Origin of the sequence: Neobacillus notoginsengisoli, assembly GCF_003515685.1 — a bacterium.
Taxonomy (GTDB): domain Bacteria; phylum Bacillota; class Bacilli; order Bacillales; family Cytobacillaceae; genus Bacillus_D; species Bacillus_D notoginsengisoli.
Genome location: NZ_QWEG01000001.1, coordinates 172,738 through 195,389, shown reverse-complemented (window position 1 = coordinate 195,389; position 22,652 = coordinate 172,738). Strand labels below are relative to the sequence as shown.

Genomic DNA, 22,652 nt, shown 5'->3' with positions numbered 1-22,652 from the left:
AGGTAGGTGTTAATTGAGAGATGATTGAAACTTTCTCCGTTCGATTATTTGAACAGGAACGAAAAATCCGGGTTTATCTCCCTGTTAATTACAGTAAAGCAACGAAGAAATACCCTGTTTTGTATATGCACGATGGGCAAAACGTTTTCGATAATCGGGAGGCGTTTGACGGAGTGTCCTTGGACCTACATCAGTATTTGAATCAAAACAACGTGGAATTGATCGTCGTTGCGATTGATCGAAACCCCTCGAATGAAGAACGAACAAATGAGTTTTGCCCGTGGAAGCATGGGGACTTCAGCGAAAATCTTCTTGGCTTTAAAGCGACAACCGGCGGGTTGGGCAAGGAGTATGTTGACTTTATTGTCAATGAACTAAAGCCTCTGGTTGATTCGAAGTACCGTACGGAATCATCGGAGTCCTACATAGCCGGTATTTCATTAGGCGGACTGATTTCTACTTATGCTGCGTGTTCTTATCCTACGGTTTTTAAAAGAGTTGCCGCCATTGCCCCCGCCTTCTACCGGAACCAGGAAGAGATTGAGAATTTGGTGAAAATAAGCGATTTATCCAAACTGGAACGGTTCTATATCGATTGCGGCACGAGGGAAAAAGAAGAGAACATCAATGTTAGTGACTTGTATCTCAAGTCAAGTCAACAAGTTTATGACATTATAAAAGATAAAGTGGCCAGCACAACTTTTGAAACGATTGAGGATGGCAAGCATCAGTATAAAGATTTCAAAAAACGGGTGCCTGGATTTATAGAGTTCTTGACCTCTTAAGTGGCGCCAATCAGTTTCAATTTAGCAAATGGAGGCAGGAACACCTTTTATGGATTCCTGCTTCATGTTTTTTTCTCCAACCAAGAGTCTAATCCTTCTTTTTTGCAAAAATAGCGAGGGCAAACGGAAGTAGAGGAAAAAGAACAAGCCATCTCATCCAATTCTCCGCTCCAAGAAAATAAAGAAATGGCAGAATCATGAGAAGTCCGCTAAGCACAAGTAACCTCGAAGACAACTTTATTAGACCTACAATCAATGCCAAAAAAGAAGCCGCTACGAATAGCCAAAAGAAAAATCCGATCCAATGAAAGTCCACTTTACTCCCCCTATACGAATCATCGCTTTCAAAAATAGAATTCACTATAATCATAGTAACAGAACTGATTTCCCAGGAGGTTTTACCATTGAAGCTTATTTCCATTTGTCCGAGCAACACCGAATTGGCGGCTTATTTAGGACTGACTTCATCACTGATTGCTGTCGATGATTTCTCTGATTGGCCGAAGGAAGTCAAAGGATTGCCACGGCTTGGGCCGGATTTAAATATAGTTATGGACAAAGTGGAAGCCTTAAAGCCTGATTTAGTATTAGCATCCCTTTCCGTACCTGGGATGGAAAGGAATATCCAGGAATTAGAGAAACGCAACATCCCCTTTTGCGTTGTCCCGAACCCAACAACATTAAAGGAAGTCGGGGACTGCCTTTTATTTGTCGGAAAAGTCACGAATACGCAAGAAACAGCGAGACTCCAATACGAAAAGTTCAACCGGATTCTTGCAAAATATCACTCTTTAAGCCAGCAGGTAGAAGAACCAAAAACCCTTTACTGGGAATGGTGGGCCAAACCGGTCTTCACCCCGGGTGCCGCAAATTGGCTAACAGAGCTGAGCATCCTTGCAGGCGGGCGGAACATTTTTGCAGATAGGCCGGAAGCAAGCGTACAGACAGACTGGGAAGATGTAAAAGGCCGAGATCCAGACGTGATTTGTGTTGTCTGGGTAGGCGTACATAAAAAGAAAGTGAACCCGAAGGTCTTCCTCAAGCGTCCAGGCTGGAAGGAGATGAAGGCTATTCAGAACAATCAGCTTCATATCCTTGATGAGCCGCTATTTTGCAGGCCTTCCCCGCTGCTGTTGAATGGATTGGCGCAGATTGCCCACATCCTGCATCCGGAAATTTATCAGGAGGTTAGTGAAGATGATGATTTGTTAATGGATGCCTGAACATTTTGCAAAACCGTAGATTCCGATTGTTGTTTCTCACTGTGCTTTGCGTGACAACCAAACCGACTTTTCACTAGTTGTTGTCACTCATCCGGGATTTGAGTGACTACCAGATTGGGTTTCTACTAATTGTTGTCACTCATCCGTACTTTGCGTGACAACCAAACCGATTTTTCACTGTTTGTTGTCACTCATCCAGCATTAGCGTGACAACCAAACCGGGTTTTCACTGTTTGTTGTCACTCATCCAACCTTTGCGTGACAACCAATACGGGTTTTCACTGTTTGTTGTCACTCATCCGTACTTTGCGTGACAACCAAACCGATTTTTCACTGATTGTTGTCACTCAACCAATCTTTGCGTAACAACCAAACCGGTTTTTCACTGATTGTTGTCACCCATCCAACCTTTGTGTGACAACCGGGCAGGTTGTTTCTTGATTGTTGTCACTCAACCAATCTTTGCGTGACAACCAAACCGGTTTTTCACTGATTGTTGTCACCCATCCAACCTTTGCGTGACAACCAATACGGGTTTTCACTGTTTGTTGTCACCCATCCAACCTTTGCGTGACAACCAATACGGGTTTTCACTGTTTGTTGTCACTCATCCGTACTTTGCGTGACTTGGACATTAAACAGCCAGACCGTTTGTTAAAATCTTCAACCTCTACCATTGGTTGTTTTTCATAAAAAAAGAACTAATCTCCACGTTTGTAATGTACAGGCAATTGGATGTTCCCATACTATAACAGCAAGTTCACTTTTCTCTTAATAGATAAGAATGGTGATGCTACTTTCCCTAAAGGAGGATGAAAAGTATGGGTTATGGTTATGGCCCTCGATTTGGCCCGCGCTTTCACCGGTTTGGTCCCTATGGTCCGCGTTTTGGAGCAAGAGGCGCCTTTGTTGGTGGTTTTGCAGGCGGATTTTTAGGCGGTTTTACAGGCGCTGCTATAGGCTCCCGTCTCTTCTGGTTCTAATTTGTTTAAGCACAACTATTACGTACGGCTAATCATGTGTCCCCTGTCATTCCAGGGGGCACTTTATTTTTCTGCTCGTAAATCTTCTATGTTACTTATTAGTATGACTCGCATTCCTTTGTAAGTAATTCCTCCTTCTTTAATTCAGAACATACATCCCAACCACTTAATGAATGAAACAATTTATAAAAAATTCCGAATAAATATTTTCTTGATTGCCACTTGGTTTATAATGGAACAAAAGAACCGTTTTGCCAGGGGGAACCTGAATGGACATAAAGAACATGCGCATGATTGGTTTTATAGTGGTGATTGGCTTAGTGATCGTTGGCCTGAATTTCATGCCGGACCAACAGGCTGATGTTAAAGTGAAAAAGCAAAGCAAGGACCGAAGAATTGCCAATATTGAAGCGTTTGGCAGGCTATACGGATTGGTCCGCTACTTCCACCCGAGTGACGAAGCAGCCGGACTTGATTGGAACAGGTTTGGGGTGTATGGAGTTGCGAAGGTGAAAGATGCGGCGAATGAGCAGGAACTGAAGGCTGCTCTCGAGGAGCTGTTTTTGCCAATCGCCCCTACCCTCTCGTTGTCCCTAAAGGGCGAAAAGCCCCAAAAGCAGGCAAAAATAAAATCGACGGACGAAGTCATTGCCTGGCAGCATTATGGACCGCCCGGAAACGGGACCAGAAACTTTCAAAGCAAGAGAATGAAAACTACCATTGCAAACGGGGAGGCTGCTTACAATGAAGAAATGCTCTTTCCCGCCTTCCCAAAGCCTGGGGAGAAATATGAAGGTTCACTAGGGAAGTCTATAAAGGTATCTGTCCCGCTTATTCTGTCTATGGAAAACGGGAAAACGCTTGGGACGACCGAAAAAAGCTGGGAAGCCTTCGAAAAACTGATGGAAGAACTTATAAATTCGGAAGCTAATTTAACAACGGCAAATGAAGATTACCGGCATGCCGGTGTTATTGCCACATGGAATGTCCTCGCTCATTTCCATCCTGCTTTCACGAATATGGCATACGAAGATGTAAATAATCAGTTGGCGATTTCCCTTAAGAATGCAGCTGATGATCAAACCCGGGAAGAGTATGTCGAAACCCTATCTTCCCTCATGCTCGTAACAAATGATGGGCTCGCTTCTTTATCTTTTCTGGACATAACAAAGGATTTTCGACGCCTTCCGTTCATGGCTGACATTGTTGAGGATCAACTAGTTTTCACCGTTGCCCCTCCATATACCGATTTTAAAACAGGAGATATCATTGAGACGCTCAACGGTGTCGAAGCTAAAGCCTATATTGAGTCCATTGCGAACACGATTCCGGGTTCGCGGCAATTCAAATTATGGAGGGCGATCGATTCCGTGATGGATGATGAGAAAACGAACATTGTCTATTCACGGGACGGGCATAAGCGTGAAGCCGAGTTTACAGAAAGAGACCTGAATTACATTGACGAATTCAACCGGATCGACAATTTCAAGATGCTTGGTGACGGCGTTTATTATCTCAATCCTACCATGAATGCAATCCCGGCTTTAGAGATGAATAAAGAAGCACTGCTTCATGCAAAAGGGATTATTTTCGATATGCGCGGCGCGGGACTGGATGACATGGTCTATGCGAAATTGCAGGAGCTAATCACAAACAAACCTGCCAAAAAGCCCCTGGAGTTGGTCATGCAGGTGATTTATCCGTATCGCAAAGATGCAGACTTCAAGGATTTTTTTATGCCAGAACCACTACTGGCGGAGGAAACATTTAAAGGGAAGCTAGTCTTTTTATCCTATTCCGGAACCCTCGGCCGTCCGGAACATTTCTTGAATTACGTGAAAGACAATGGACTTGGCACGATCGTTGGCCAGCCGACCGCGGGTGCTCACGGAACGTATCAATCCTACCCCATTACACTGAATATGCATGGGATCATGACAGGAACGGAAACCTTTACCCGGGAAGGAGTCTCGAATTACTCTGTCGGGGTCCAGCCGGATATACAAGTTAACAGGACATTGGATGGAGTACGGGACGGGGTTGACGAGTATGTTGAAAAGGCATTGGAAGTTATCCGAGGCAGTTAATCGAGACGATCAACGTTAGTATTTTTTTTGCCAAGGGGGACGTAATGGACATAAAGAAACGACGCATAATTGGCCTTATTGTGGTTATTGGGTTTGTAGGGTTGGGTTTAAACTTTATGCCTGAAAAGAAAGCCGATGTCAAGGTTAAGAAAGCTGACATTGAACGAAAGATTGCCAATGTCGAAGCATTCGGGCGGCTGTATGGATATGTCCGTTATTTCCATCCAAGCGATGAAGCAGCCAGCCTTGATTGGAACAGGTTCGGCATTTATGGAGCCGGCAAGGAGGCAGCAACTGATAAGGAATTACAGGCTGTGTTGGAAGAGCTTTTTTTGCCAATCGCCCCTTCCCTTTCCTTGTATCGTGATGGTGAAAAGCCTCCCAAGCATGGGTTCAAAAAGACGGATACAGTAATAGCCTGGCAGCATCACGGGCCACCCGGAATGAACGGAACGCTGTATAAAAGCAAACGCGTGAAAGCTGCTATTGCTAATGGGGCCTATGGGTTTGAGGAAGGATTCCTGTTCGCAAATTATCCCAAGGTGGAAGAAAAATATTCAGGAAAACTCGGGAAGTCGCTGCACTTCTCCCTTCCGCTAACCCTTTATACAGAAAACGGCAAAACCCTAGGCACGACGAAGGAAAGCTGGAAAAGCTTTGAGAAGCTTAAAGCGGAATTAGAAAAACTGAATCCCGGCTTAACGAGTGAAAACGAGAATTTTCGATATGCCGGGGTGATTTCGGCGTGGAATATGCTCGAACACTTTTACCCTGTTTCTGAATTGCTTGTGCCTTTTTATCCACCTGTCGAGGAGAATGCGCTGCATCTTGACCGCCAGCTGGCCATTTCACTTAAAGCGGTCTCGGACACAAAAGGCATAAACGAGTATCTAAATGTCCTCTCCTCGCTCATGGAAAAGACTGGTGATGTTCAGGCTACCTATTCTTTTTTGAATTTTTCCAAGGATTCCAGGCGGATGCCTTTAAGCCTTGAAATCGTTGAGGATAAGGTCGTGGTAACCGAGACTTCCCTTTCCGCGGATCTCAAGCGGGGTGATGTTCTGCAGGTTATTAACGGAGTGGATGCCAGTAAATTTATCCATTCTCTCTCTGAAACAATCCCAGGTCCCCCTCATTTCAAAAAGTGGCGGGCATTGGATGCCATCCTTGACCTTGACCAGGCGGAGGTTACTTATCGCCGGAATGGTGAGTACAAAACCGTTCAGTTAGTAAGCCATGATTATGGGATGTTTGCTGGAATGACTAGGCGTACGACCTTTGATGAACTTGGCGACGGCGTTTATTATCTCACTCTTTCCTCGGATGCGCGCGAACCTTTTGAAAACAAATTAGAAGATCTCGTTAAGGCAAAAGCAATCATTTTTGATATGCGCAGCGCAGCCTATGATGATGCTTTTTTCGAGGAAATTATCGGCCATCTGACGGAGCAACGAGTAGATGGACCTTGGAACAGGATTATGCAGGTGATTTATCCTCATCGGAAAAATGTCACTTTTGCCGAAAAGCGTGAGGACATCCTTCCCGTCCAGCCTGCCCTCAAGGGAAAAGCCATTTTTCTGGCCAGTCCGGAAACGATCGGCCGCCCGGAACAGTATCTTAGTTATATAAAGGACCATCAGCTTGGAACGATTGTTGGCCAGCCCACAGCTGGGGCGTTTGGAGATTATCAAATTTACCAGATTACCGAAAGCTTGCGTGGGACCATGACTGCCTCAGATACTTTGAATGCGGCCAGGGTTTCAATGTTATCTAGTGGAGGTCATCCAGATGTCAAGGTTACCCGGACGCTAGAGGGAGTCAGAAAAGGGAAGGATGAGTTTTTGCAGAAGGCACTTGAAGTTATCGACGCAGATTAAGAGTGTGTGGATTTTCGACTATGGGAGTTGCCGCCGTTTTATCGATCTTGTTGCTGGCTGGGCTTCTTGTATTCGAATCAAAGCCAGTTTCGGACTCTGAACCAGCTTTTAGAGGTCATAGAGTCCGAATCACACACGAATTCGGACTCCGAAACTACTTTTGAAGCTCTTAGAGTCCGAATCACCACCAAATTCGGACTCTGAAACTACTTTTTAAGCCCTGAGAGTCCGAATCACCACCGAATTCGGACTCCGAAACTACTTTTCGGGTCCTGAGTGTCCGAATCACACACGGATTCGGACTCCGAAACTACTTTTCGGGTCCTGAGTGTCCGAATCACACACGAATTCGGACTCCGAAACTACTTTTTAAGCCTTGAGTGTCCGAATCACACACGGATTCGGACTCGGAAACTACTTTTTAAGCCCTGAGAGTCCGAATCACACACGGATTCGGACTCTTAAGCTACTTTTGAAGCCACAAGGGTCCAAATCAATCTAGCTTGCCACTATTAAAAAACTTTAATTTACGGAGGTCCTTTCATGTTTGCCAATGTACTCTTTGTTATATTCTTTTTGTTTTTAATCCTATTATTCGTTTTATCATTCGCCTTATTTATCAGGAGGCTTTTGATTAATTCAAGCACAACTAAACATTTGATGCAGGAAACCGACCGGAAACTCGATAGGATTATAGAGTTGCTTGAACAGCAGGCAAAACAGCCATAGGGCCTACTATTAAAGGCCTTTTTTCATATATTAAAACTCGACAAACAATAGTGTTATAAACTGACCACCTCACCCGTCTAATGATAAAGGGGGTCTTTGCGTGAAAAAACTAATCTTCATTGCCTCAATCCTTATTTTCATTACCGGCTGCTATGCTGCCGACAAAACGACAGAAGTAACCATCGATCGGATTGATGCAGAAGAAGTCCTGAGACTCGATCCCGATGCGGATATTTTTCAGTATGATGGCGTGATCTATCAAACCAATATTGATTGGGTAGAAGAGCTAACTTTAACAAAAGATATGCAAGTCGGTGAAATTAAAACAACCAATTCACGCACGACAAATTTTAAAGATGGAATGGCTAATAAACTTCCTGTCGGCGCAAAGATTTATTCCGCCAAAGAACAAGGAGATATTTTGCTTGTTGAACACGAAGGCAAGCTTTTGAAATACCTTGCAATCGTTGAAGGATGATACAAACTAACAGGAGGCGTGAATGGTTATTGCGCGCACTCCCTGTTAGCCATAATTTCTTCAATCCGTTTTAAAACCTTAAAATAATACGAACCATGTCCAACAAAGCTGTCCAAGCCTATGATTTGCTTTTCTTCCCGGCCGCCAACCAGCGTTACTTCCACTTCCCGAACAACTCCGTCAAACAGTTTAATCGCATCCTCAAGCCTCACTGTATGCATGCTTTCAACTTCTTCTTTTTGCAAAATAAACTCCGGCATCGTTTTGCATTCATACAAAAACACATGGCAGAATTCCCGGTCACGCATTTCGTCAAAAATGATTTCTTCCTTCAAGACTCCAAGTGAAACCAAGTCTTTAAATTCCACTTTGACTCCGAGTTCTTCTTCCACTTCCCTGATTCCGTCTTCAATTGTTTCATCTACCGTTAAATGGCCGGCCGAAGTGATATCGAACAGGCCGGGATAGTCCTTTTTATCCGGGGACCTTTTTTGCAAAAGAAGATTCTCCCCGATGGTGAACCAGCAATGGAAGGTTTCGTGCCAGTCCCCTGCCTTATGTACTTCTTCCCTTGGCTTTTGCCCGATGCAAACCATGTTGTCGTCAAAAATCCGGATCATCTCAGTTGTCATATGTACCCTTCCTCCGCTAGTTAGCTCTTTTCGGCTTTATTTTGAAACAAGAAAGTTTCACAACTTATCGGTTCTTTACCTAAATCCTGTATATAAATTATACCATAATCATCCAGCACCCATCCCTGGATTGTCCTCAATAATTGTTAGAAATTCGCGGTTCTAAAAGGGATAAGGTTGGCAGATAGTTAATAATGGTTTACATTTACTATAAAGATTTTACTATTTTGAACTTGTTAAATTTATTATCAAGATGGATTTTTACGTTTCTTTTGCAAAAGTTAAGAGCATCTAGATGAAAGTGGGAATTGATTATGGAACAAAAGCTATCTACAAATGTATCACGAACAATTCAGACGAAGCTTGTCCTTCCTCCGGACACGAATCATATGGGGACAATTTTCGGCGGTAAAATATTGGCGCTCATTGATGAAATTGCCGCCATCGCGGCGATGAAGCACAGCAAAACCGCGGTTGTGACCGCGTCAATCGACAAGGTCAATTTCCGTTCTTCCGTTAAACTTGGGGATATTTTGACGATTGAAGGGTTTGTTATTTCCACAGGCAGGACATCGATGGAAGTGTATGTGAAAGTGGAATGCGAACATATTGAGACTGGTGAACGCAGACTGACAACCGATTCGTTCCTGACAATGGTCGCCATTGACAGCAACAATATACCAACTGCAGTCCCGGGCGTCATTCCGGAGACAGCTGAAGAACAAGAACTGTATAAGCAGGCGCAAGAAAGACGCGCACAGAGGCAGGCGTAGACGTCAAAAAAATAGCCAAGGGAGACGATGGGGATGAAAATACAAAACCGATTGCCGACATTTAATAAAGAGATGCATGATGATCTCATACAGGATGGATGGATTCCTTTGAAGGTACCAAAAAACATCGTAAGCGCCATCCTTTTCTCAACTCCTTTGATGATTGTTGCCGGCCTCTTTTCTTTTGGATTGATGCATTTCTTATCGCCATTTACCTTAGCGGAGTTTGGCATAGCATCTGATTCAGTTATGATTACCATTGATTTTGGTGTCATTTTATTGTTAGTTTTGCTCGTAGTCTCCCATGAATTGCTTCATTTGTTTTTTCATCCCAAATTTCCTTAAATCAGAAACGACATGGATTGGATTAACCGTTTTCGGCGGGTTTGTGGCAACGGAAGAAAAAATTCCAAAGTCCAGATTTCTCGCCATTACGCTTGCCCCGTTCATCATTCTTTCCGTTATTTTGCCACTGCTTTTAGGGGTTTTCGAACTGCTGGCGCCTCCATTAAAAATGCTCATTTTACTAAACTCGCTCGCTTCATCGGTAGATTTATTAAACTATATCCTTGTCAGTCTACAAGTCCCGAAAAAAGCGATCCTCGTAAGCAACGGACCGAATAGTTATTGGAGATCTGATCAAATGGCAAAAAAGGTAAGCTCCTTATCCAAGCCTATGTGATTTTATAATGGAATGGGTTTTAGAAAAAACGCTAAACCATTCCATTATTTGCTGGATAATGGAACGTGTTCCAATGAAAGACACAATCTCATTCCATAATCAATAGGTTAATGGAACGAATTTTTGCAAAAGACATCAACTCGTTCCCATATAGACTAGATAATGGAATGAGTTGTAGCGAGGGGAATAACCCATTCCATAATCGCTATTCCATAATCGCTCTTATTATGTAATCATTATGCAACAACATGCCTAAACTCATTCCTCCATTACTATTTAAAATACAAATCCCACACCCATACAAATCCCATGAATAACAGCCAGGTTAAAACTGGTATGGCGAGACTTTTGAAAGCATGATGCCATCCATAGGATTTATCAAACCTCTTTAATATTCGATCCGTTATGAAAAATAAGACGGCTGCGCCGAGACTGAACCAAAGCAAAACCAAACCGAAGACGCTGTGCAGTGCCGCTGATACAATGAATTCCGCTTTCTTCTCCCCCGTTCTCGCAGCGATGAATCCCCCCGCCTTATCGCTCAGAATGGAGGTTAAGACCCCATAGACTAAAATAGCCGGAAAACTGTACATCATATAAATTGGAACGATGCTGATTGCGGAAACAAAATAGTCTGATAAAGAATCAATACCCTCGCCAAAAATATCTGGGACAATCAGACCTAAAAGGACTGGGTACAAGCTTCCGGAAAGAGAAGCGGTAATGATTTTACGCGGAACCATTGAATCGCCCCCCTATTTATCATTGACATATACTCATTAACTTCATGATATACTATAGTAGTTTTGCAAAAAGAGTTAAGGAGTTTGACATGTTAACAAAAATGAAAATGACCCCGCAATTTGATCCTTGGGAAGCTTATATGGACGTTGAACAATATGGGAAGCCGGAACTGACAAACATCGAGTTTACGACAACAAACCTCTGCAATATGCGATGTGAGCACTGCGCGGTTGGCTATACCCTTCAAACGAAAGATCCGCAAGCACTTCCGATTGAGCTTCTCCTGGGTAGACTGGATGAAATTCCGAAACTCCGCACTTTAAGTATAACCGGTGGAGAACCGATGCTTTCGCTCTCTTCTGTCAAAAATTACGTTGTGCCTATTTTGAAATATGCCCATGAACGGGGAGTCCGAACACAGCTCAATTCCAATTTAACGCTGGATTTGTCCCGTTATGAACTAATCATCCCTTATTTGGATGTCCTGCATATCTCCCACAACTGGGGAACAACGGATGATTTCGTTGAGGGCGGGTTTGCGCGGATGGAAAGAAAGCCCGACTACAAACAGCGAGAGAAATATTTTGAAAGAATGATTGAAAACAGCAGGGAGCTCGTGAAGGCCGGTGTGATGGTATCGGCTGAAACGATGCTGAATAAGCGGACCTTGCCGTATCTCGAAAAGATTCATAAGCAAATCGTCAATGAAATGCTTTGCCAACGGCATGAAATCCATCCTATGTATCCGAGCGATTTCGCCAGTAACCTTGAAGTACTGGCGCTTGATGAAATTCGCCAGGCAATTCACCATTTGCTTGATGACCGTGATGAAAACGTATGGTTGCTGTTTGGGACGCTACCTTTCTATGCATGCAGCACTATCCCCGCGGATCAAGAGCTCTTAAAACGGCTTTATGCCAGCAAGAATGTCACCGTCCGGAATGATCCTGACGGCCGCTCACGCCTGAATGTAAATATTTTTAACGGCGATATTATTGTGACGGATTTCGGTGACACGCCGCCACTTGGCAATGTCCAAACGACAAGCCTTCCGGAGGCATATGAAAAATGGCAGGCTTCCGAATTAGCAAAAGAATTAAGCTGCCACTGCCCGGCAGTTTCCTGCCTAGGCCCGAATATTTTAGTGAAAAACAGCTATTACCAGGATAGAGACTTTAGAAAACTGAAAAGCCTGATTAGCAAATAGATTATGCAGGCCGTCTTCCCATGATTGGAAGGCGGTCTTTTTTCCTGGCAAAATCCATGTCTACCGGACTTTCAAAACCATCCTGATTGTCTTTAGAATATGGCCGTCAAAATCATCATCAAACTCCTCAACCGTCTCGAACCCTTTTGCTTCATAAAAGGTTTTGCCAATCACGTTATCTCTTTCTACATTGATGTAAAGTTCTTCGATGCCTTCCAGCCTGGCGATCCCCTCATTCAACAATGCTGTCCCAATCCCTTTTCCTTGGAACTCCGGATACAGGTAAATGGCTGCGAGTTCAACCTTCCCGCCTTCACGGACTTTTGAGAAGTTTGCAAAACCAACGATTTTGCCATCCTCCTCAGCTACCAGCATAAGCGAATGCTCCAAACGCCTCTCCATCATTTCATCATTATAAGCGGATTTCAAAAAACGTTCCTGGATGTTTTGTGGGATGATTCCTTCGTAAGTTGCATTCCAGCTCGTTTTTGCCACCTGCTGGACTTGCTTTGTGTCTTCAGGTTTCATTTTTCGAATTATAAATTTCATATTCAACAGCCCCTGCTTTACTTCTTTAATTGGGACTTCATGTGTTATTCCATCTCACACTTAGTTCACTTAACAAATTGGATAAGTCCTTCTTTTTTCTAATCAACCTTAGCTTCTGTCCGTCCGCGTATGTATTGAAAAAGTTTGGTTTGCCAACCTGTTCGAAATGCCTGTTCCACTTGAACATTTTGAAAAGCATTTCATTTGTCACTGTATAATTCGCTTTTTCAAAGCCAAGTTTTTGCAAAATAAATCGCCTTATGATTCGATAAGTCCGAGTTGAATATGCCGGATCTAGAAAAATAATCATGTCTGCCTGGAGGAAGGTTTCCGATGTCCACTCTTCATTATGCACCCCTTCAATGATCCAGGTATCTGATAGAAGGATCGCTTCAAGGAACTTTTCCACTTCAATCTCCGTTCTTCTCCTGTCACCTAAGGGATGCCTTTCCCGAACAACGTTGTCGAGCTCGTAAAATGGAATTTTCATCTTATCCGATAACTGGCGAGCCAATGTTGTTTTTCCGCTTCCAACCGAGCCAATGATGCGGATTTTAGTTTGTTTACTATTTTGCAACTTACATCATCTCTCCTATGAATGGGGTATGTTTGGTAAGGTGGGAAAAACCTTTTAACTTTTTTGCAAAAAAGGTCTTTGTCCTAATGAAGTTGTCCATACAGGTTCACTCTTTAAGAATACGCTGTTTAGTAGATAGGAAGAAAGGAGTGAACACTTTGGAAAGAAGAGAATCTAATCAGTATGGTAAGCAGCGGTTCAATGAGCCATTTGGACGAAACAATTCTTATAGCGACTTTGGCAATGAATATGGAATGGGAAATGAAGCAGATTTCGGCGACAATTACGACAACAATCATGGAAAACCTGGTCAACACCACCGTCCTTCCCCCAAACACCATGGAGGAAATGTCGGCGGAACCATGTCCACATGTCAAAGACTCGCGAACATCATCGGCGGTGTGGTTGTTACCTCAACTCCTGCCTGTGTGGTCCAGCGAAATCGGAATATTAACGCGACCATTCTTGGCCGGCGGACCCGATCCGCACTTACGCTGCCATTTGCCCTGTCCTTTGAAAACAACCAAAACGGCAGAACATTGAATCTTGGCGAAACCGTTATTCTTCAGGAAGAAATTAACCCGTTCTTAACAGCTCTTCGAAAGCGGGGCATTATTGTCACAGCAGTCCACAACCACTGGCTCTTCGATCAGCCTCGACTGATGTACATGCACTGGGAAAACGTAGGAAACCCATTCGATTTTGCTAGAAAGAGCTGGGAAGCGGCATTAGAAGTAGGATTATTTTAAAAATCAGTCATCAGGCACCTTTCCGGATGGGAGGGTGCTTTATTATTATCGCTTTAAGATTGGTGCCAATCACAATTTGTCTAAATTTTCTATATTTAGTATGATATCATATATGATACTAGTAGAGTGTGAAGTTGGGGGTTATAGGGTGAAAAATTTCATTATCGCCATTATTTTTTCTGCTGGCCTACATATCATCTATTTTGCCACCATGTTTCTGACTGGCTACGTGCAGACTCTAAACTATAAACCTGACTTGGCCGGAAAGTGGGAATCGGTCACTTATCTGCAAAATGAAGTTGCCTTTGGTTATGCGGGGTTGCCCGTACTTTACCTTTTCACCTTTATAGGTGTGGTACTGGCCATTTCGGTGGGTCTGTTTTTGAAAAAAAAGCTGGCTGAATAATGTCGAAACTTTTTTTTGCAAAAAAGGTTTAAAAAGAGTTTTAGGCGGGTAAGAAGGTAATGTAGCGTCGCAAGGCAAGGATAACCGGGAATGTGAAGGTTAATGGTAACAGTACATTAACAAGTGTTAATGTGGATCGGTTATCGAGTTGTCGGTGTGGACACCTACTTTGGAGAAAGATTTGCTTTCTCGGGCGATGAAAGTGAGTCGCCGGGCGAAGAGTTCCGGTTCGCCAATGGTATATTTAGCAGTGGCTGCTAAATTGGGCAGAGTATGACTGCTGAATAGGGCAAGTCTACTCCTCATATTCCCTTAAATGGGAATGGAGAAAGCCTATACCAGGGGGTACAGGCTTTTTTCATTTGCAAAAATAACGTCAGGCCGCAATCCTACGAGGATTGCGGCTTTTTTTGTTCCTTTTTTCCAACACTCGCCCCGCTATTGTGACCTTTGTCACACTTCCGCCAAGAAGTTTTGTCTACTTATTGAATAAACTGGAAACCCTCTCCCCCGATGGTGGAAAACGAATTATGATAACACTGTAATCATTATATTTAAATTAATAACGAAAAGGGGAATGTTTCATGTTTAACTCTTTCTTAAGGAAAAACGATGTTGCCGCCGTCCTTCTCACGATTCTTCGTTTCTATCTCGGTTATGCATGGCTGACTGCCGGCTACCACAAAATTACTGGAGGCTTCGATGCAGCTGGATTTTTGAAAGGCGCTGCCGCTAACCCTGTCAGCGGTCCAGACGGAATTGTTTACGGCTGGTATGTTGAGTTCCTGAATGCTTTCGCCATCCCGAACGTCGAGTTGTTCAATGTATTGATTCCTTGGGGTGAATTCCTGGTCGGCCTTGGCTTGATCCTCGGCTGCCTGACAACAGCAGCAATGTTCTTCGGCATGATCATGAACTTCAGCTTCATGCTTGCGGGAACTGTGAGCCATAACCCAACAGATGTCTTGATGGGCTTCATTATTCTGGTAGCTGGCGCGAACGCTGGTAAATACGGCCTGGACCGCTATGTGATTCCTTTCATCAACAAGACTTTGTTCAAAAAAGAAAAGCAATTCCAGCAGTAATCGAATCAAACAAGGCTCTTCCAATCGGAAGGGCTTTTTTTTATTTTTCCTAAGCAATGAACCCTCCGTTTTGTCCGTTCATACTTTAAGTTAAAAACCGGATTAGATTAGAAGGCTATGTGAAGCGCCCTATTACTTCAGTCTTTCCGGGTAATGCTTGTAAAGGAGAGATCGGTTTGAGGAGGCTCATTGTTCTTGCGTTAATTGGATTGGCCGCGCAGCTTGTGGATGGCTCGCTCGGGATGGCTTATGGCGTTACTTCTACATCTCTGTTGTTAATGTTCGGGATTGCGCCGGCTGTAGCCTCTGCCTCCGTACACATGGCAGAGGTCGTGACAACAGCTGCGTCAGGAATCTCTCATATACGATTTGGGAATGTTGATAAGCAGGTTGTTTACCGATTAATCATTCCGGGATCCATTGGTGCTTTTTTGGGTGCCTGCTTCCTCGGCAGCATTCCAGGCCATCTTGTGAGGCCCTATATTTCAGTGTTCCTTTTATCGCTCGGTGTCTTTGTTATGTACCGGTTCCTTTTTAAGGGAAACGCTTCTAAAAAGGGGCCTATAAAGAAGCCGGGTAAAAAGTTTTTCGTTCCGCTTGGTTTTATCGCTGGATTTTTCGATGCGACTGGGGGTGGCGGCTGGGGGCCGATTGCAACCCCTGTCCTGCTCACAAGCAATCGGATGGAGCCGCGAAAAGTGATTGGTTCTGTTGATACGAGTGAATTCGCCATCGCCGTCTCTTCCACACTCGGTTTCATGCTGACATTGGGCTGGGCGCATATTAACATCCAGTGGGTGCTTGCGTTAATGATCGGCGGCATCATCGCCGCTCCGATTGCCGCGTGGCTCGTGAAAATTATTCCAACCAATCTGCTTGGAACCCTCGTCGGCGGCATCATCATTTTAACTAATATCAGGACCTTGCTTACCGTTCTCAAGGTTTCACCGACAATGGCGTTGTTTACTTATTCTGTCCTAGCTGTACTGTGGGCTGCTGCAGTGGCCGCGGTAATCTACAAGCTGAAGAAGGTGACGGTTACAGCCAGTTAAGTTCATTTTTGCTAAATTGCCTCCAGACAAGTTAAATTTTATTCATCTTTGCATGCAGGCTGGCCCATGATAGCGGGTTGGCCTTTTTGGTCGAATTCACAACTTTTTTTCCTGCACCCAATTTAAACATTTGTGAACGAAATGCCAGCCAATTGAAAACTCGCTTATGATTCAGAAGTGATTCTTCCGGATCATGGGTTCATTCGTCCAGATATGGGGGTTATTCGTCCTGAATCAATGGTCATTCGGCCAAATCCGGCGGTCATTCGGCCGGAGCTAAAAATATCCTACTTCCACTACATAATCGAGCCAATGTTCCCTCTCCACAAGCGGGTTCCGCCGCAGATTCCCACCCATTAGTGACCTTTGTCACACGTTCGTCAAGAAGCTTTGTCTATTTTTTGAATAAGCCGGAAATCCCCTACCCGGATGGTGAAAATCGGATTATGATAACAATGTAAACAACATAATTAAATTTTAAAACGAAAAGGGGAATTATTCATGATTAATTCATTCTTAAGGGAAAACAAAGTCGCTGCCGCTCTTCTCGCCGTCCTACGGATCTATCTCGGTTATGCTTGGCTGACAGCAGGTTATGGCAAAATTACTGGAGGCTTCGATGCAGCAGGATTTTTGAAAGGCGCAGCCGCCAACCCTGTCAGCGGTCCAGACGGAATTGTCTATGGCTGGTACGTGAACTTCCTGAACTCTTTCGCTCTGCCAAACGTCGAATTGTTCAACGTCCTAATTCCTTGGGGTGAATTCCTGGTCGGTCTTGGCCTGATCCTCGGCTGCCTGACTTCTGCGGCTATGTTCTTCGGACTTGTGATGAACTTCAGCTTCATGCTTGCGGGAACTGTCAGCCACAACCCAACTGACATCTTGATGGGCTTCATCATCCTAGTCGCTGGCGCGAACGCTGGAAAATACGGGCTTGACCACTATTTGCTTCCTTTCATCAACAAGACTGTATTCAAAAAAGCACCGCAGACACAAGAATAAAAGCTCGGTTTTAGCGCTTAGCTCCAATGAAAAAAGGACCCTCCGCAATGTGCGGGGGTCCGTTTTGTTTTTCTTAGATGGGAGATGAGCCCATCAAATAAAACGAAAACCTCGATTCTTTGGCCCTTTTGCCAATCGCTACTTAATTGTCCGAATATCTGAAAAAGGGAAGAAGACGAATTCGCTTTTTCCGACTATGCTGCTTTTCTTAATAAACCCGAGGCCGTTACGGGTGTCCGTGCTGTGAAGCCGATTATCTCCCATGACGAAGAGGTCGCCCTTTGGCACTATAAAGGAGCCGAAATCCCCTGTTAACTTGCTCCCGAATTGTTTTGCCAACGTTAGGTTTCCGGTTAGATACGGTTCCTTTATTTTTTTCCCATTGATCAATAGTTGATCGTTTTTCATTTCAATCGTATCGCCGGGAAGCGCGATAACTCTTTTTACATAATTTTCTACCGGGCCTTTGATGACAACGATGTCGCCTCTTTTGAAGTCACCCATTTTATTGACGAAAATTTTCTCTTGATTGTGAAGGGTCGGTTCCATCGACGAGCCTTCGACAATGTATGGGGAGAATAAAAAAGTCCTGACTGCCAATGCAATAATCAATGCGAAAAAAAATGATTTCCCCCAGCTAAGCAGCTCTTTCTTTGCTTTTGCCAAAATAAACACCCGCTTCCTTTACGGAATTTAACTTGTTTAAATTCTATTCTACATTGGAGCAGCAGCTTCCTTTTTTTTCTCTGAGTTCGGGAAAATTGTTCAATGCTGGTAAACTCTAGAGTTAGTCTTCCTGATAAGACCCTTTTAACAATGAGTACACATAGGCATCATGGGGCGTGCCGTTTTGATAAATGTATTCTCTCAAAAGCCCTTCTTTTTGAAAGCCGGCTTTTAGCAAGAGTTTATTAGATGCCTCATTTTCAGGAAAAACGACTGCGCCAATGCGGTTTAAATCCATGGCCTCAAATCCGTAGGCGAATACTGCCCGGAGCGCTTCTGAGATGTAGCCTTTCCGCCAGTAATCTGGATGGACTTCATAGCCAATTTCCGCTCCTTTATGTTTGATGCTCCAGGAATTGAACCCAATCGTCCCAATGAGGCCGCTTTCGCTTTTCCGTTCAATCCCCCAACGGATTCCCGCCTTGTCTTCGTATTTTTCCGAAAAAAATTTAATCAGCTTTTCAGCCTGATCTATCGTATGCATCGTTTCAAATCCATAATACCTTGTCACTTCTTCATTCGAAAAACATGCGAAAATGCATGGCGCATCATCCATTGTTATTTCTCTTAACAGCAACCTGTCAGTCTCTAATCGTGGAAACACAGATACTTCCCCCTTCATCCCCATTTTACTATCTTTCTGTCCCAATAGGCAATGAGGCAGCAGGACGGTTCTATTGCTTCTTTCGGGAATCGAATGAAGCAGTAGAACCGTCCCCGTGCTTCCATCAATTCCCGCCGTTATTTTTGGCGGTTGGGTTAGATTCTATGGGTATAGAGTGTTTTTGTGGGGTGATTGTGTGGCGTTTAGGAGGTTTTTGGTTGCGGGGGGGATTGTTGCGGTTGCTCTGCTAGCAGGCGGGGTGTTGTTTCTTGATGATGGGGAGATAAATCGGGAGCGGCTTGCGCGGGTTGAGATGGCGGAAGGGCTGGAGATGTTACACAAGCGGGATGGCCACAGGCTGCGGATTACGGGTTATGATAATGTGTGGAATCGGGATCAAGTGAAAATCTTGCTAGAGAAAAGTCCGAATATCGAGATGATTTATCATAATGAACGGGATGCGAGCCATTTTGTAAAAGATGAAGTGGTTGTGGATTTCGCCGGGCATCCTTCTAGTGAGGAGCTTTCGAGGATCAACCGTGATATCAACGGGAAGCTTTTAAAGCATTTCAACTCCACTTATATTTTCAAGTCCCGTACGATGGATGCGCAGCAATTGGTGGATTTATTTTCAAAAAGAAACGATGTGGAGTTCGCAGAACCGCATTTTATCCTGATGCAAAATGCCCTGCCAATCCCGAATGATGTGTTTTATCGTGAGCAGTACCAATGGAATCTGCCAGCGATTGGTACGGAGAATGGATGGGCGATTTCGAGGGGCTCCAAGAATATTACGATTGCCCTTGTTGATACAGGGGTCGACCTTGACCATCCCGATTTAAAGAACCGGATTGTGCGGGGATATAATGTCCTTAAAGATAATAATGATCCTAATGACGATAACGGGCATGGCACACATGTCGCCGGCATCATTGCCTCGGAGACGAATAACGGCCGCGGGGTTGCCGGGATTACATGGTATAACAAAATTATGCCTGTCAAAGCGATGGGCAAAAAAGGGTATGGGACAACGTTTGACATTGCCAAAGGGATTTACTGGGCGACTGACAATGGCGCCAAGGTGATCAACCTGAGCCTTGGCAACTATCAGCCTTCCCGGGCGCTGAAGGAAGCGATCGATTATGCGTACAGCCGGGATGTTGTCCTAGTTGCGGCCGCTGGCAATGACCATTCCCGGCAGCGAACCTATCCGGCCTCCTACCCACAGGTCCTGGCCGTTTCAGCGATTGACCATGAAGGTGCACTCGCCGAGTTTTCCAATTACGGCACTTATGTGGATGTGGCCGCTCCGGGTGTGTATATTCCGAGTACGTACTTCAAGAAGCAGTATGCCGCTTTGTCCGGGACTTCGATGGCCTCTCCCCATGTTGCCGGCCTTGCCGGATTGATCCGCTCAGAGAACCCCAAGCTGTCAAACAGGCAGGTCGCGAAGATTATCAAGCGTTCAGCCGCAGACAGTGGAATCAGAGGCAGAGATGCGCAATACGGGAACGGCATTATCGACGTAAACCGCGCGCTGCAAATGGCGCGTGACATGAAGAATCCGCCCCGCCGGCCGGGTGCGGCGGGCAGGCTGTATGATCTTTTCAATCGATAACAACAGTATGATCGCTTGCTGAGTTTGCTAGTCCGCCTTCTTGGCGGGCTTTTTCTTTTTTGCAAAAATAGGCAACACGTTTATGCATTCAGACCATATGATGTTAGCAGCTTTATTATGTTGGAAAATTCATAATGCGTGTGTTTCCAACGTATATTGGTAATGGTTCACCACTATGAAAAAGGAGGTGCTTTTTGTGAAACTGGGAACCCTTTTTCTTAAAATTGCTTCGCTTTATTTCTTGCTTGGGGTCGGAATGGGAGTTGGCATGGAAATTGCCGGCGATCACCGCCTCATGGGCGCGCATGCCCATATTAACCTTGTCGGCTGGGTTTCGTTGGCATTGTCTGGCCTAGTGTATGTGCTTTTCCCGAAGGCAGGTGAGACGCTACTCGCGAAACTTCATTTCTGGCTTTATAACATTTCATTGCCATTATTCATGCTAGGCTTAGTTTACTTGCTGCTCGGAAACGACTCCCTCATGATCCTGCTCCAAATTTTCCCGAACATCCTCGTCCTATCCGTCCTCCTCTTCGTCATCAACATCTTCAAAAACGTCAAAGCCGAAGACATCAACAAATACCTTGGCAGAGGCTAATGAGGCAGGGGACGGTTCTAGCGCTTCATTCGGGACCCGAATGAAGCAGCAGAACCGTCCCCTGCATCAAAAAAAAAGGCGGAGGGGGACCGCCTTTTTTTGGTGTGGTTTGGGTGTTTCTTTTAGCTGGCTGCGCTTTGGGTTTGGGTTTTTTCTTTGAAGTAGGCAGCTTTTGATGGCATGACGATGGTTGCAAACAGGATGATTGCGAAGGCAACGCCGACGACGGAAAAGGCGATGCAGACGAATTGGACGGTGAACCATTCTGCCAGGAAGCCGACGACCAGTGTCAGGCTGATTTGGATAACTCCCTGAGCCATTTCGGCAACGCTTGCAAATCTGCCCATTAGGTCAATCGGGACTTTATTTTGAAAGAATGTAGCATATCCTGCGGTTGCGAAGGCCATGAAAAAGCCCAAAAAGACGAACGCGGCCGTTGCGGTAAAAAAATCAACGGATGAGTAAAAGGCGATATAGCCAATCGACTGCAGCAGCATCCCGCCTCCGAGATAGTATTTCAGCGGGATTTTCTTCGCTCCCAATGCGGCAACGGATGACCCGGCTAGCGCGCCTATCCCGGTAATACTGACAATCAAGCCATAATCTTGTGTGGATAAGCCAAGGTGTTTTTTAATAAATGTCACTTCCTGGGGGTCTAGGGCATACCCAATCAACGTTGCCCCCTGGTAGAGTAAATAAACGAAGATGAAAAATTTTGCACCGGTTATAAAATGCCGGACTGCCTTCCAATCCTCAATAAGTGTTGCAAGCCGAATTGGCTCTTTCGCATCTTGTTTCGCCTCATCCACATCCGGCAGCAGGTAAATAAAGAATGCGCACACGATAAATGAAATGGCATTAATGATGATACAAATGTCGGTTCCGGCAAACATGATCAGCGCTCCTGCAATCGCGGGACCGAGCAAAAATGCTCCCGAAGCTGTCATGCTCATTACTGAATTGAACCGTTGGCGGTTTTCCTCCGGAACTAATTTTGCAATATAAACCGTTGAGCTTGGCCCAAAAAATGCGCCAGCCACGTTAATAAACAGCATGATTAAGTAAATGAGCCAAAGTGAATCCGTAAATGGAATGATGATGACTAGTAGTCCTCTAATGACATCTGTTGCGATCATCAGCTTCCGTTTGTTGGCCCGGTCAATGACACTGCCTGACCAGGTGTTTGTGATTAACACCGCGATTGGCCTGATAATGTACAGGCCAGCGACTGCTGCCGCCGATCCGGTTAAATCAAGGACGGCAATATTCAGGGCAATTAAATAAATCCAGCTGCCCAAATAAGAAATGCCAATCCCCGACAATAACAGAATCGGGTTTTTCCATGAACTCATCCCCTCACCCTTTTCCTTCCATTTATTCCATAGTAACACTTTTTGCGTTTTATTAAAAAGAATATTCAGATAGCGGTTGGGCTTTTTACTAAATATTTCCCAATCGAATGTGCGTTTGGAAGGATTGGTTTCTT

The 22,652-nt window shown here is 44.6% G+C and carries 27 protein-coding genes; 19 read left to right on the top strand and 8 right to left on the bottom strand.

Annotation, left to right across the window (positions count from 1 at the left end; all coding sequences use genetic code 11):
• The first annotated feature begins 20 nt into the window (after positions 1-20).
• Complete coding sequence (locus tag D1B31_RS00990) at positions 21-785, top strand: alpha/beta hydrolase (protein WP_118918887.1); 765 nt, start codon at positions 21-23, stop codon at positions 783-785.
• 88 nt (positions 786-873) lie between these two features.
• Here the strand turns inward: D1B31_RS00990 and D1B31_RS00985 are convergent, their stop codons facing one another.
• On the bottom strand, positions 874-1,101 hold the full coding sequence (locus tag D1B31_RS00985; RefSeq protein WP_118918886.1) for a hypothetical protein: 228 nt from the start codon (positions 1,099-1,101) through the stop codon (positions 874-876).
• 88 nt (positions 1,102-1,189) lie between these two features.
• Here D1B31_RS00985 and D1B31_RS00980 point away from each other — a divergent pair, with 88 nt between their 5' ends.
• From D1B31_RS00980 to D1B31_RS00960, 6 genes are all read left to right on the top strand, one after another.
• Positions 1,190-2,008 (top strand): cobalamin-binding protein, encoded by an 819-nt coding sequence (locus D1B31_RS00980; protein WP_118918885.1) that lies wholly within the window; start codon positions 1,190-1,192, stop codon positions 2,006-2,008.
• An 821-nt stretch (positions 2,009-2,829) separates the two neighbouring features.
• On the top strand, positions 2,830-2,991 hold the full coding sequence (locus D1B31_RS23955; protein ID WP_158587388.1) for a hypothetical protein: 162 nt from the start codon (positions 2,830-2,832) through the stop codon (positions 2,989-2,991).
• Between the two features lie 269 nt (positions 2,992-3,260).
• Complete coding sequence (locus tag D1B31_RS00975; RefSeq protein ID WP_118918884.1) at positions 3,261-5,078, top strand: S41 family peptidase; 1,818 nt, start codon at positions 3,261-3,263, stop codon at positions 5,076-5,078.
• A gap of 44 nt (positions 5,079-5,122) precedes the next feature.
• Positions 5,123-6,955 carry a S41 family peptidase gene (locus D1B31_RS00970; RefSeq protein ID WP_118918883.1) on the top strand — a complete coding sequence of 611 codons (1,833 nt, stop codon included), beginning with the start codon at positions 5,123-5,125 and terminating at the stop codon, positions 6,953-6,955.
• A gap of 543 nt (positions 6,956-7,498) precedes the next feature.
• Complete coding sequence (locus D1B31_RS00965; RefSeq protein WP_118918882.1) at positions 7,499-7,684, top strand: DUF4083 family protein; 186 nt, start codon at positions 7,499-7,501, stop codon at positions 7,682-7,684.
• A gap of 100 nt (positions 7,685-7,784) precedes the next feature.
• The gene (locus D1B31_RS00960) at positions 7,785-8,162 is read left to right on the top strand and encodes a hypothetical protein (protein ID WP_118918881.1); all 378 of its coding nucleotides are present in this window, start codon (positions 7,785-7,787) and stop codon (positions 8,160-8,162) included.
• Between the two features lie 26 nt (positions 8,163-8,188).
• Here the strand turns inward: D1B31_RS00960 and D1B31_RS00955 are convergent, their stop codons facing one another.
• Positions 8,189-8,794 carry an NUDIX hydrolase gene (locus tag D1B31_RS00955; RefSeq protein WP_118918880.1) on the bottom strand — a complete coding sequence of 202 codons (606 nt, stop codon included), beginning with the start codon at positions 8,792-8,794 and terminating at the stop codon, positions 8,189-8,191.
• Positions 8,795-9,108: 314 nt separating this feature from the next.
• Between D1B31_RS00955 and D1B31_RS00950 the strand changes: the two genes are divergently transcribed.
• The 3 genes from D1B31_RS00950 to D1B31_RS25105 are packed head-to-tail and all read left to right on the top strand — an operon-like array spanning position 9,109 to position 10,249.
• The gene (locus D1B31_RS00950; protein ID WP_118918879.1) at positions 9,109-9,567 is read left to right on the top strand and encodes an acyl-CoA thioesterase; all 459 of its coding nucleotides are present in this window, start codon (positions 9,109-9,111) and stop codon (positions 9,565-9,567) included.
• 33 nt (positions 9,568-9,600) lie between these two features.
• The gene (locus tag D1B31_RS25110) at positions 9,601-9,912 is read left to right on the top strand and encodes a hypothetical protein (protein ID WP_338036441.1); all 312 of its coding nucleotides are present in this window, start codon (positions 9,601-9,603) and stop codon (positions 9,910-9,912) included.
• On the top strand, positions 9,872-10,249 hold the full coding sequence (locus tag D1B31_RS25105; RefSeq protein WP_338036440.1) for a DUF3267 domain-containing protein: 378 nt from the start codon (positions 9,872-9,874) through the stop codon (positions 10,247-10,249). Before D1B31_RS25110 ends, D1B31_RS25105 begins: the two co-directional genes overlap by 41 nt.
• Positions 10,250-10,521: 272 nt before the next feature.
• Here D1B31_RS25105 and D1B31_RS00940 read toward each other — a convergent pair whose 3' ends face one another.
• Positions 10,522-10,992 carry a hypothetical protein gene (locus tag D1B31_RS00940; protein ID WP_118918878.1) on the bottom strand — a complete coding sequence of 157 codons (471 nt, stop codon included), beginning with the start codon at positions 10,990-10,992 and terminating at the stop codon, positions 10,522-10,524.
• An 89-nt stretch (positions 10,993-11,081) separates the two neighbouring features.
• Here D1B31_RS00940 and yfkAB point away from each other — a divergent pair, with 89 nt between their 5' ends.
• A complete protein-coding gene (gene yfkAB, locus D1B31_RS00935; RefSeq protein ID WP_118918877.1) occupies positions 11,082-12,200 on the top strand; it encodes a radical SAM/CxCxxxxC motif protein YfkAB in 1,119 nt (372 codons plus the stop codon).
• A gap of 60 nt (positions 12,201-12,260) precedes the next feature.
• Here the strand turns inward: yfkAB and D1B31_RS00930 are convergent, their stop codons facing one another.
• Positions 12,261-12,749, bottom strand: a complete 489-nt coding sequence (locus D1B31_RS00930; protein ID WP_118918876.1) for a GNAT family N-acetyltransferase — start codon at positions 12,747-12,749, stop codon at positions 12,261-12,263.
• Between the two features lie 37 nt (positions 12,750-12,786).
• The gene (locus D1B31_RS00925) at positions 12,787-13,326 is read right to left on the bottom strand and encodes a shikimate kinase (RefSeq protein WP_240035101.1); all 540 of its coding nucleotides are present in this window, start codon (positions 13,324-13,326) and stop codon (positions 12,787-12,789) included.
• A 158-nt stretch (positions 13,327-13,484) separates the two neighbouring features.
• On the opposite strand from D1B31_RS00925, the gene D1B31_RS00920 reads away from it, so the two are divergent.
• The 6 genes from D1B31_RS00920 to D1B31_RS00900 all read left to right on the top strand — a co-directional run bounded on the left by D1B31_RS00920 (position 13,485) and on the right by D1B31_RS00900 (position 17,620).
• A complete protein-coding gene (locus D1B31_RS00920; RefSeq protein ID WP_420846050.1) occupies positions 13,485-14,075 on the top strand; it encodes a DUF1259 domain-containing protein in 591 nt (196 codons plus the stop codon).
• 148 nt (positions 14,076-14,223) lie between these two features.
• A complete protein-coding gene (locus D1B31_RS00915; protein ID WP_118918875.1) occupies positions 14,224-14,481 on the top strand; it encodes a hypothetical protein in 258 nt (85 codons plus the stop codon).
• Positions 14,482-15,065: 584 nt separating this feature from the next.
• A complete protein-coding gene (locus D1B31_RS00910) occupies positions 15,066-15,566 on the top strand; it encodes a DoxX family protein (protein ID WP_118918874.1) in 501 nt (166 codons plus the stop codon).
• A 176-nt stretch (positions 15,567-15,742) separates the two neighbouring features.
• Positions 15,743-16,618 (top strand): sulfite exporter TauE/SafE family protein, encoded by an 876-nt coding sequence (locus tag D1B31_RS00905; protein WP_118918873.1) that lies wholly within the window; start codon positions 15,743-15,745, stop codon positions 16,616-16,618.
• 213 nt (positions 16,619-16,831) lie between these two features.
• Complete coding sequence (locus tag D1B31_RS23950; RefSeq protein ID WP_204562967.1) at positions 16,832-16,978, top strand: hypothetical protein; 147 nt, start codon at positions 16,832-16,834, stop codon at positions 16,976-16,978.
• Between the two features lie 141 nt (positions 16,979-17,119).
• The gene (locus tag D1B31_RS00900; protein WP_118918872.1) at positions 17,120-17,620 is read left to right on the top strand and encodes a DoxX family protein; all 501 of its coding nucleotides are present in this window, start codon (positions 17,120-17,122) and stop codon (positions 17,618-17,620) included.
• A gap of 138 nt (positions 17,621-17,758) precedes the next feature.
• On the opposite strand, the gene lepB is transcribed toward D1B31_RS00900, so the two are convergent.
• Both lepB and D1B31_RS00890 read right to left on the bottom strand, forming a co-directional pair.
• Positions 17,759-18,286, bottom strand: a complete 528-nt coding sequence (gene lepB / locus D1B31_RS00895; protein ID WP_275670682.1) for a signal peptidase I — start codon at positions 18,284-18,286, stop codon at positions 17,759-17,761.
• A gap of 121 nt (positions 18,287-18,407) precedes the next feature.
• The gene (locus D1B31_RS00890; protein WP_118918871.1) at positions 18,408-18,950 is read right to left on the bottom strand and encodes a GNAT family N-acetyltransferase; all 543 of its coding nucleotides are present in this window, start codon (positions 18,948-18,950) and stop codon (positions 18,408-18,410) included.
• 196 nt (positions 18,951-19,146) lie between these two features.
• On the opposite strand from D1B31_RS00890, the gene D1B31_RS00885 reads away from it, so the two are divergent.
• A complete protein-coding gene (locus D1B31_RS00885; protein ID WP_240035100.1) occupies positions 19,147-20,568 on the top strand; it encodes a S8 family peptidase in 1,422 nt (473 codons plus the stop codon).
• A gap of 196 nt (positions 20,569-20,764) precedes the next feature.
• A complete protein-coding gene (locus tag D1B31_RS00880) occupies positions 20,765-21,166 on the top strand; it encodes a cytochrome-c oxidase (protein ID WP_240035099.1) in 402 nt (133 codons plus the stop codon).
• A gap of 122 nt (positions 21,167-21,288) precedes the next feature.
• On the opposite strand, the gene D1B31_RS00875 is transcribed toward D1B31_RS00880, so the two are convergent.
• Positions 21,289-22,518: an MFS transporter gene (locus D1B31_RS00875; protein ID WP_118919202.1), complete on the bottom strand. Its 1,230-nt coding sequence runs from the start codon at positions 22,516-22,518 to the stop codon at positions 21,289-21,291.
• Between the last annotated feature and the right edge of the window lie 134 nt (positions 22,519-22,652).

Excerpts from the sequence above, each read along its gene's own strand:
- D1B31_RS00990 (WP_118918887.1), top strand. The coding sequence starts at position 21 with ATGATTGAAACTTTCTCCGTTCGATTATTTGAACAGGAACGAAAAATC.
- D1B31_RS23955 (WP_158587388.1), top strand. The coding sequence starts at position 2,830 with ATGGGTTATGGTTATGGCCCTCGATTTGGCCCGCGCTTTCACCGGTTT.
- D1B31_RS00975 (WP_118918884.1), top strand. The coding sequence starts at position 3,261 with ATGGACATAAAGAACATGCGCATGATTGGTTTTATAGTGGTGATTGGC.
- D1B31_RS00970 (WP_118918883.1), top strand. The coding sequence starts at position 5,123 with ATGGACATAAAGAAACGACGCATAATTGGCCTTATTGTGGTTATTGGG.
- D1B31_RS00965 (WP_118918882.1), top strand. The coding sequence starts at position 7,499 with ATGTTTGCCAATGTACTCTTTGTTATATTCTTTTTGTTTTTAATCCTA.
- D1B31_RS00955 (WP_118918880.1), bottom strand. The coding sequence starts at position 8,794 with ATGACAACTGAGATGATCCGGATTTTTGACGACAACATGGTTTGCATC.
- D1B31_RS00950 (WP_118918879.1), top strand. The coding sequence starts at position 9,109 with ATGGAACAAAAGCTATCTACAAATGTATCACGAACAATTCAGACGAAG.
- D1B31_RS25110 (WP_338036441.1), top strand. The coding sequence starts at position 9,601 with ATGAAAATACAAAACCGATTGCCGACATTTAATAAAGAGATGCATGAT.
- D1B31_RS25105 (WP_338036440.1), top strand. The coding sequence starts at position 9,872 with ATGAATTGCTTCATTTGTTTTTTCATCCCAAATTTCCTTAAATCAGAA.
- D1B31_RS00940 (WP_118918878.1), bottom strand. The coding sequence starts at position 10,992 with ATGGTTCCGCGTAAAATCATTACCGCTTCTCTTTCCGGAAGCTTGTAC.
- yfkAB (WP_118918877.1), top strand. The coding sequence starts at position 11,082 with ATGTTAACAAAAATGAAAATGACCCCGCAATTTGATCCTTGGGAAGCT.
- D1B31_RS00930 (WP_118918876.1), bottom strand. The coding sequence starts at position 12,749 with ATGAAATTTATAATTCGAAAAATGAAACCTGAAGACACAAAGCAAGTC.
- D1B31_RS00910 (WP_118918874.1), top strand. The coding sequence starts at position 15,066 with ATGTTTAACTCTTTCTTAAGGAAAAACGATGTTGCCGCCGTCCTTCTC.
- D1B31_RS23950 (WP_204562967.1), top strand. The coding sequence starts at position 16,832 with ATGGGGGTTATTCGTCCTGAATCAATGGTCATTCGGCCAAATCCGGCG.
- D1B31_RS00900 (WP_118918872.1), top strand. The coding sequence starts at position 17,120 with ATGATTAATTCATTCTTAAGGGAAAACAAAGTCGCTGCCGCTCTTCTC.
- D1B31_RS00875 (WP_118919202.1), bottom strand. The coding sequence starts at position 22,518 with ATGAGTTCATGGAAAAACCCGATTCTGTTATTGTCGGGGATTGGCATT.